Origin of the sequence: Mesorhizobium sp. M5C.F.Ca.IN.020.29.1.1, from assembly GCF_003997375.1 — a bacterium.
GTDB classification, from domain to species: Bacteria; Pseudomonadota; Alphaproteobacteria; order Rhizobiales; family Rhizobiaceae; genus Mesorhizobium; species Mesorhizobium wenxiniae.
In genome coordinates this window covers 1-8,271 of record NZ_RZSW01000259.1, presented here as the reverse complement: position 1 = coordinate 8,271, position 8,271 = coordinate 1, and the positions used below count along the sequence as shown (strand labels likewise).

6 protein-coding genes are annotated in these 8,271 nt (G+C 63.7%); 3 read left to right on the top strand and 3 right to left on the bottom strand.

Features of this window, described 5'->3' with window-relative positions; genetic code table 11:
* Positions 1–6: 6 nt before the first annotated feature.
* Positions 7–909 (bottom strand): LysR substrate-binding domain-containing protein, encoded by a 903-nt coding sequence (locus EOA85_RS20215; protein WP_065005857.1) that lies wholly within the window; start codon positions 907–909, stop codon positions 7–9.
* A gap of 277 nt (positions 910–1,186) precedes the next feature.
* Here EOA85_RS20215 and EOA85_RS20210 point away from each other — a divergent pair, with 277 nt between their 5' ends.
* From EOA85_RS20210 to EOA85_RS20200, 3 genes are read left to right on the top strand one after another with little or no spacing between them, the layout of a single operon-like run.
* The gene (locus tag EOA85_RS20210; RefSeq protein WP_127210918.1) at positions 1,187–4,117 is read left to right on the top strand and encodes a molybdopterin oxidoreductase family protein; all 2,931 of its coding nucleotides are present in this window, start codon (positions 1,187–1,189) and stop codon (positions 4,115–4,117) included.
* Entirely contained in the window at positions 4,114–4,848 is a 735-nt protein-coding gene (locus tag EOA85_RS20205; protein ID WP_127210917.1) for a 4Fe-4S dicluster domain-containing protein, read from the top strand. The genes EOA85_RS20210 and EOA85_RS20205 overlap by 4 nt, the downstream gene beginning before the upstream one ends.
* Before the next feature lie 11 nt (positions 4,849–4,859).
* Complete coding sequence (locus tag EOA85_RS20200) at positions 4,860–5,795, top strand: DmsC/YnfH family molybdoenzyme membrane anchor subunit (protein ID WP_127210916.1); 936 nt, start codon at positions 4,860–4,862, stop codon at positions 5,793–5,795.
* A 6-nt stretch (positions 5,796–5,801) separates the two neighbouring features.
* Here EOA85_RS20200 and pdeM read toward each other — a convergent pair whose 3' ends face one another.
* Together pdeM and EOA85_RS20190 are read right to left on the bottom strand one after the other, a co-directional pair.
* On the bottom strand, positions 5,802–6,518 hold the full coding sequence (gene pdeM, locus EOA85_RS20195) for a ligase-associated DNA damage response endonuclease PdeM (RefSeq protein ID WP_127210915.1): 717 nt from the start codon (positions 6,516–6,518) through the stop codon (positions 5,802–5,804).
* Positions 6,515–8,271: helicase-related protein (locus tag EOA85_RS20190; RefSeq protein ID WP_281033761.1), on the bottom strand; the 1,757-nt coding region annotated here is incomplete at its 5' end. The genes pdeM and EOA85_RS20190, both read right to left, overlap by 4 nt.

Genomic DNA, 8,271 nt, shown 5'->3' with positions numbered 1-8,271 from the left:
CCCGGCTTATTCCCGGACCGTTTCGTCGGCCCTCGCGCTCAGATGCACCTTGAGTGCCATCTGGGCCAGGCTTGCCTGCCGGTCACGATGCGTGATCATCGCGAAATCGCGCTTCGGTAGTTCGATTGGCACGGACCGCAAGCTGCCTTCGGCAACGGCTCGTTCGACGACGAGCCTCGAAATGATGGTGGCGCCGGCGCCGGCCTCGACCACCTGACGAACCGCCTCGTTGCTCGGCAGTACTAGGAATATCCGCAGGTCCGCGAACGAGATCCCTTCGCGGCGGGCAAGATCTTCCAGCACCTCGCGCGTGCCTGATCCGCCTTCCCTGATGATCCAGCGGAACTCCCTGATATCCGGATGCCCGCGCGAGACTTCAACGATCTCGGGATGCGAATGCGCCACGACCAGCATCAGTCGATCCACATCGACCTTGGCGCGCCGCAATATGTCGGATTCAGTGCGCCCCTCGACCAAGCCAAAATCCGCCGTACCGTCCAGGACATTGGTCTCGACCTGCCTGGTGTTGCCGATGGTCACGCTCAGCCTGACGGCGGGATAGGCCTCGTGGAAGGAGGCCAGGCGGCGCGGCAGCCAGTAGCTGGCAATAGTTTGGCTGGCGGCGATCGAAAGGCTGCCGGTGATCGTCTGGGAAACGTGCTCCAGCACATTGTGAGCGGCAGCCGCCCGCTCGAGCACGGCCTTGGCCTCAGGCAAGAACCGGTGCCCGGTCTGCGCGAGCTCGATGTTGCGGCCGACCCGGTTGAACAGCCGGACGCCGTGCTGCTGTTCGAGCGAGCGGATGGCGGCCGACGCCGCCGACTGGGAAATGCCCAGCAGCTCGGCCGCCTTGGTCATATGCCCTCGCTCGGCGACAGCAACGAAGATCCGCAATTGGTCTAGGGTCATGAGAGAATTAAGAAACAAATTCGATTGAAGTTACAAGAGCAACTTGTTAGACGGATCGATTGCTTTGTTCTAAGTTTCTGAAAGAAATTGGAAAAATATCGCGGCCAGGCCGCAAAGGGTAGAATGTGATCGGGCGGTTAAAATCCCTGTTTGCCCATTGGACCCGCAGCCTACGGCGCCGGCTTGCCGGCGATCGCTATCATCCGGAAGAGCACTACATGCGCGGCCCCGGGCCGAAGACGAGAGCCAAATTCACGGCTTACAAAAGCACCGGATCATGAACCACCGAACGCTGCGCGGCGCCAATTCCGCACCGTCCCAACGGCCCCTTGCCGACACACGCGCGCCCGACGAGGGCGATGGCGTCAATACTTCGCCCGATGTCTCCGACAGCATCGCCAAGACCACCTGCTACATGTGCGCCTGCCGCTGCGGCATCGACGTCCACATCAAGGACGGCAAGGTCCGCTACATCAACGGCAACAAGGACCATCCGGTCAATCGTGGCGTGCTGTGCGGCAAGGGCAGCGCCGGCATCATGCAGCACTACAGTCCGGCCCGGTTGAAGAAGCCATTGCTGCGCACAGGTCCGCGCGGCTCGGGAGAATTCCGTGAGATCGAGTGGGAGGAAGCATTTTCCATCGCGACGGAACGGCTTTCGAGGATACGCCAGACCGATTCGAAGAAACTCGCCTTCTTCACCGGGCGCGATCAGTCGCAATCCTTGACCGGCTGGTGGGCGAGCCAGTTCGGCACGCCGAATTTCGCCGCCCATGGCGGCTTCTGCTCGGTCAATATGGCGGCCGGCGGGCTCTATACCATCGGCGGCTCATTCTGGGAGTTCGGCGAACCCGACTGGGACAACACCAGATACTTCATGCTGTTCGGCGTGGCCGAAGACCATGATTCCAATCCGATCAAGATCGGTCTCGGCAAGCTCAAGGCGCGCGGCGCCAAGGTGGTCTCGATCAATCCGTGCCGCACCGGCTACAACGCCATCGCCGATGACTGGATCGGCATCCGGCCTGGCACCGACGGCCTGTTCGTGTTTGCCCTCGTCCACGAATTGCTGAAGGCCGGCCGCGTCGACCTCGATTATTTGCTGCGTTACACCAACGCCCATGTCCTCGTCATCCAGGAGTCGGGTGCGGCCGATGACGGGCTGTTCGCGCGCGACAGTGACGGCAATCCGCTGGCCTGGGACAGGGCGGCGAAAGTGCCCATCAGCGCCACCGACACTGATGCAAAACCGGCGCTGACCGGCAACTTCCAGGTCGACGGCCACCGCTGCGTGCCGGTCTTCCAGCTCATCGCCGACCGCTATCTGCAGGAGAGCTATTCTCCCGATGCGGTTGCCGAACGCTGCGGCGTACCCGCCGACACCATCCGCCGGATCGCCGCCGAACTGGCGCATGTCGCCTTCGACCAGGCGATCGAACTGCCGGTGGCGTGGACGGACTGGGCCGGTCGCCGGCACGAGACGATCAAGGGCCGGCCAGTGTCGATGCACGCGATGCGCGGCATCTCGGCCCATTCGAACGGCTTTCACTCTTGCCGCGCCATTCATCTGCTTCAGGTGCTTCTCGGCACAGTGGACGTGCCGGGCGGCTTTCGCTTCAAGCCGCCTTACCCCCGCTCGGCGCCGCCGGAGCTGAAGCCGGCGGGCAAGAACGTCAGGCCGATGACGCCGCTGGAGGGCATGCCGCTCGGCTTCGTCTGCGGGCCGGACGATCTGCTGGTCGATGATGACGGCGCGCCCATCCGTATCGACAAGGCTTACTCCTGGGACTCGCCGCTCGCCGCGCATGGACTCATGCACACCGTCATCCGCAACGCCTGGGCCGGCGATCCCTACAAGATCGATACGCTGATGATGTACATGTCCAACATGGCCTGGAACTCGTCGATGAACACCGTCGAGACCATCGCCATGCTGACCGACAGCGACGAGGCCGGAAACTACAAGATCCCCTTCATCATCTATTCCGACGCCTATTATTCCGAGACCGTGCCGTTCGCCGACCTCGTGCTTCCCGACACCACCTATCTCGAAAGGCATGACTGCATCAGCCTGCTCGACCGGCCGATCAGCCATGCCGACGGCCCGGGCGACGCCATCCGCCATCCCGTCGTCGAGCCGGACCGCGACGTCAGGCCATTCCAGTCGGTGCTGATAGAGCTCGGCGCGCGGCTCGGCTTGCCCGGCTTCGTCGACGACGACGGCTCGGCCAAATACCGCGACTATGCCGATTACATCGTCAATCATGAGCGCTCGCCGGGGATCGGCCCGCTCGCCGGCTGGCGCGGCAAGGACGGCGCCTCGATCGGTAAGGGCGAGGCCAATCCCGACCAGCTTCAGCGCTACATCGACAATGGCGGCTTCTGGCACCATGATTTTGCGGACGACCAGCGCTACTACAAGATGGCCAACCGCTCCTATCTCGATTTCGCCGAGAATATGGGCTTTGTCACGAAGGCCGAGCCGATCGTCTTCCAGCTCTATTCCGAGCCGATGCAGCGCTTTCGCCTCGCCGCGCGCGGCCATGGGAGGGTGCGGCCGCCGGAGGCAGAGCGCAGCCGCATCGAGACCTATATGGATCCGCTGCCGTTCTGGTATGCGCCCTTCGAGGAGGCCGCTGTCGACCTCGAGAAATACCCGCTGCACGCGCTGACACAGCGGCCGATGCATATGTACCACTCCTGGGGTTCGCAGAACGCGTGGCTGCGGCAGATCACCAGCCAGAACCGGCTGTTCGTGCACAACCGGACCGCGGCCGGCCTCGGCCTTGCCGATGAGGACTGGGTGTGGATCGAGAGCATCAACGGCAGGGTCAAGGGGCAGATCAAGCTGGTCGACGGCGTCAACCCGGATACGGTGTGGACCTGGAACGCGATCGGCAAACGGCGCGGCAGCTGGGGGCTGAAGGACGACGCCGCCGAATCGAATCGCGGCTTCCTGCTCAACCATATCATCGGCGACCAGACCTCCGCCGATGCGAACGGCAAGCGCTATTCGAATTCCGATCCGGTGACCGGCCAGGCGGCATGGTTCGACCTGCGCGTCCGCATCGTCAAATGCGCTGAAGAAGCAGGCTTCACCGAGCCGCAGTTCGAGCGCTTCCGGCAGCCGCCGCATTTCGAACCCTCGCCTGACAAGCTCAGTTTCGGGGCCGAGTTCCGCCGGGAAAGAGAGGCTGCCAGACCATGACCTGCCTTCCCGCCCATACCGACAAGAAGCTCGGCCTGGTCATCGATCTCGACACCTGCGTCGGTTGCCAGGCCTGCGTCACCGCCTGCAAGGAATGGAACACCGGCGGTCACATGGCGCCGCTGACCGACCTCGATCCCTATGGCGGCGATGTCGACGGGGTCTGGTTCAACCGCGTGCACAGCTATGAGCACATAACGGAGACGGGTGGGCGCACGGTCAATTTCCCACGCTCCTGCCTGCATTGCGAGACACCGGCCTGTGTCACCGTCTGCCCGACCGGCGCCTCCTACAAACGGACCTCGGACGGCATCGTGCTGGTCGACGAGGACAAGTGCATCGGCTGCAAACTATGCAGCTGGGCCTGCCCCTATGGCGCGCGAGAATTCGACACCGATGTTGGCGTGATGAAGAAATGCACGCTGTGCGTCGACCGCATCTACAACGACAATCTGGCGGAAGAAGACCGCGTGCCGGCCTGCGTCGCCGCCTGCCCGACCAGCGCGCGGCATTTCGGCGATCTCGGCGACCCGGCATCGGCCGTATCGCAGCTGGTGGCCGAGCGCGGCGGCGTCGACCTGATGCCCGAACTCGGCTATCACCCGACCAACAAATATTTGCCGCCGCGCGCCCATACCACACGCGCCGCATCGGTGCCGGCGCCGGCGCTCGAAGCGGTGCGGGCCGAGGGCGGTTTCCTCGGCTGGGTCGACCGCATGCTTTCGAACTGATCCGCACATCCATGCATCCAGCTTTCTCGGTCGTCTTTTTCACCACCGCTACGGGTGCCGGTTACGGCCTGCTCGCGCTGCTTGGGGTGCTGGCTGGACCAGGGTTCGTCCCGCCTGACTTCTGGCTCGGCCTCGTCGGCATGGGGCTGGCGCTTGGACTGATCTCGGCCGGCCTGTTGTCGTCGGCCGGCCACCTCGGCCGGCCAGATCGTGCCTGGAGGGCATTCTCGCAATGGCGCAGCTCCTGGTTGTCGCGCGAAGGCGTTGCGTCGGTCGCGACCTTCGTGCCGGCGGGGCTGTTCGCCATGGGCTGGGTGGTCCTTGGCCGCACGGACGGCTGGGTGGCCGTAGCCGGGCTGCTGGCTGCGGTCGGCGCGGTCATCACGGTCTGCACCACCGGCATGATCTATGCATCGCTGAAGCCGATCGCCCAGTGGCACAGCCGCTATACCTTGCCCGGTTATCTCATTTTTTCGGCGATGAGCGGCGGCGTGCTTCTCAACGCGCTGCTGCAGGGTTTCGCCATCGGTTCGACTATTCTTCTGGCAGGTTGCATGCTGCTGACCTTGCTTGGCTGGAGCTGGAAGGTGGCAACCTGGCGATACAATGACAGACTGGAAATTGCGACAACCGTCAACACCGCGACCGGGCTTGCCGGCGGTACTGTGCGGTCGCTGGAATGGCCGCACACCGAGGAAAACTATCTGCTCAAGGAGATGGGCTTTCGCATCGCACGCAAGCACAAGGCGCGGCTGCGCCAGATCACGCAAGTGCTGGCCTTCGCTCTGCCCGTCTTGCTGCTGGTTGCCGTGTTCGCCTTGCCATGGCCCTATGCGGCGGTGCTGTCGACACTCGCCGCAATCGTCCAGTTCGCTGGCATGCTGGTCGAGCGCTGGCTGTTCTTCGCCGAAGCCAAGCACACAGTCACCCTCTACTATGGCAGGTAGAGCAGCTCAGCCCGGCCTGAGCATCGCGTGGGAAATGGCGAAGATGCGCTCAGCGCCGAGCATATAGGCCATCAGCGTTTCGCGGCGGAACAGCCCGGCATAAGCGCGATCGAGCACATTGAGCGAGCCGGTATAGGCGCCGAAGGCCGGCATGATCATGCGGCCGCCATCGCCGGCAAAGCAGCGGCGCCGCACCGAGCGGCCTTGCTGCACGATGCGGGCGCAAGGGTGCAGATGGCCGGCGACCTCGCCTTCCACTCTCAATGCCGAAGGTTCATGCCGGAATACGAGAGAGCCTATGGCCAGCTCGCGCACCGTCTCGCCGGGCAGGTCGGCCGGCGCGTCCGGGTCATGGTTGCCGGCGACCCAGAACCAGTCGCGGCCGGCCATCAGTCCTTCCAGCCGCTCGCGAAAGCTGGAGTGCATGCGCGCGGCGCCGCCGCCGTCATGAAAGCTGTCGCCGAGGCTGACGACGATCGCCGGCTGATAATCGGCAATCACCGCCTGCAATCGGAGCAATGTCGCGCCGGTATCGTAAGGCGGGATCAACGTACCGCGCCGTGCCAGCGACGATCCCTTTTCCAGATGCAAGTCGGACACGGCCAGAAGCCGAAGCTCGGGAAAATAAAGCACGCCGCGCCGATCGCAGATTGCGCGCTCGCCGGCGATGCCGATACGATCGGCATCCGCCAGGGGCCTAGTCATGGCGAGCGCAAGTGTCATTTCGTCCCCATGGCCTCCTCGACCAGCGTTGCCGCATCCATCAGCAGCGTATCATCGGCCTCGCCATGCACCGGCATCTTGCCGATCTCGAGCATGATCGGCACGGCGAGCGGCGAGATCTGCTCAAGGTTCTTATGCACGATTCGTCCCTGGATACGCGAGAGCATCTCGGCAAGTCTGCTGACATCCAGCAGACCGGTGGCCGCATCGGCACGCGTCGCCTGCAACAGGATATGGTCGGGCTCATGGCTGCGCAGGACGTCGTAGATGAGATCGGTCGACACGGTGACCTGACGGCCGCTCTTCTCCTGGCCCGGATGACGTTTTTCGATCAGCCCCGAGATCAGCGCGCAATTGCGGAAGGTGCGCTTCAAGAGCCAGCTGCCGGCGAGCCAGGCTTCGAGGTCATCGCCCAGCATGTCCTGGTCGAAAAGTTCGCCGAGCGAAGGTTTCTTTGCCCTGAACATCCTGCCCATATCAGCAAGCGACCATATGGCAAGTGCATAGTCGGTGGCGACGAAGCCGAGCGGCCTGGCTCCCGCCCTGTCGAGCCGGCGGGTGAGCAGCATGCCGAGCGTCTGGTGCGCCAGCCTGCCCTCGAACGGATAGGCCACCAGATAGTGCCGGTTTCCGCGCGGAAAGGTCTCGATCAGCAGGTCGTCGCGTTTCGGCAGCACCGATTTGTCGGCCTGGAAGCTTAGCCAGTCGGCGACCTGTTCCGGCAGCTTTTTCCATCGCTGCGGGTCGTCCAGCATGATGCGGACCTGTTCGGCGAGGTAGGTTGAAAGCGGGAATTTGCCGCCGCCATAATAAGGCACCTTGGCGTCGCTGCCGGGCGCATTCGATACGAAGCACTCGTTCTCGCGGATGCCTTCGAAGCGCAGCACCTTGCCGGCGAACATGAAGGTATCGCCATGCGTCAGCGTTTCAAGGAAAGCCTCCTCGATCTTGCCGAGAACCCGGCCGCCGCGCGAGGCAGAGCCTCTGCTGCCGGCCTGGACATAGCGCACGTTGAGTGCCGGAACTTCGATGATGGTGCCGACATTCAGCCGGTATTGCTGGGCAATGCGAGGATTGGACACGCGCCACAGCCCGTCCTTGTTCAGGCGGATACGGGCGTAGCGCTCATAGTTCTTCAGCGCATAGCCGCCGGTGGCGACGAAATCGACGACACGGTCGAACGTGGGCCGATCGAGGCTGGTATAAGGTGCAGCCGTTCTTACTTCCTCGAACAGCGTATCTGCAAGGAATGGCGCGCCGCAAGCGCAACCCAGCACATGCTGCGCCAGCACGTCGAGCCCGCCATTGACCAGCGGCGGCGTGTCCTGGGCGCCGAGATAATTGGCGTCGAGCGCCGCCCGGCATTCCAGCACCTCGAAGCGGTTGGCCGGGATCAGGATCGCCTTCGACGGCTCATCCATGCGGTGGTTGGCGCGGCCGATACGCTGCGCCAGCCTGCTTGCCCCCTTCGGCGCGCCGACATGCACGACCAGGTCGACGTCGCCCCAGTCTATACCGAGGTCGAGCGTCGAAGTGGCGACGATGGCGCGCAAGGCATTCTCGCCCATCGCTTTCTCGACGCGCCGGCGCTGGGCGACGTCGAGCGAGCCGTGATGCAACGCGATCGGCAACGTGTCCTCATTGACCCGCCACAATTCCTGGAACAGCAGCTCGGCCTGACTGCGTGTGTTGACGAACAGCAGGGTCGTCTTGTGTCGCTTGATCTCGCTGTAGATCTCCGGTGTCGCGTCGC

Bases quoted from the DNA above. Each gene is read 5' to 3' on its own strand.
- EOA85_RS20205 (WP_127210917.1), top strand. From the start codon at position 4,114: ATGACCTGCCTTCCCGCCCATACCGACAAGAAGCTCGGCCTGGTCATC.
- EOA85_RS20215 (WP_065005857.1), bottom strand. From the start codon at position 909: ATGACCCTAGACCAATTGCGGATCTTCGTTGCTGTCGCCGAGCGAGGG.
- EOA85_RS20200 (WP_127210916.1), top strand. From the start codon at position 4,860: ATGCATCCAGCTTTCTCGGTCGTCTTTTTCACCACCGCTACGGGTGCC.
- pdeM (WP_127210915.1), bottom strand. From the start codon at position 6,518: ATGACACTTGCGCTCGCCATGACTAGGCCCCTGGCGGATGCCGATCGT.
- EOA85_RS20210 (WP_127210918.1), top strand. From the start codon at position 1,187: ATGAACCACCGAACGCTGCGCGGCGCCAATTCCGCACCGTCCCAACGG.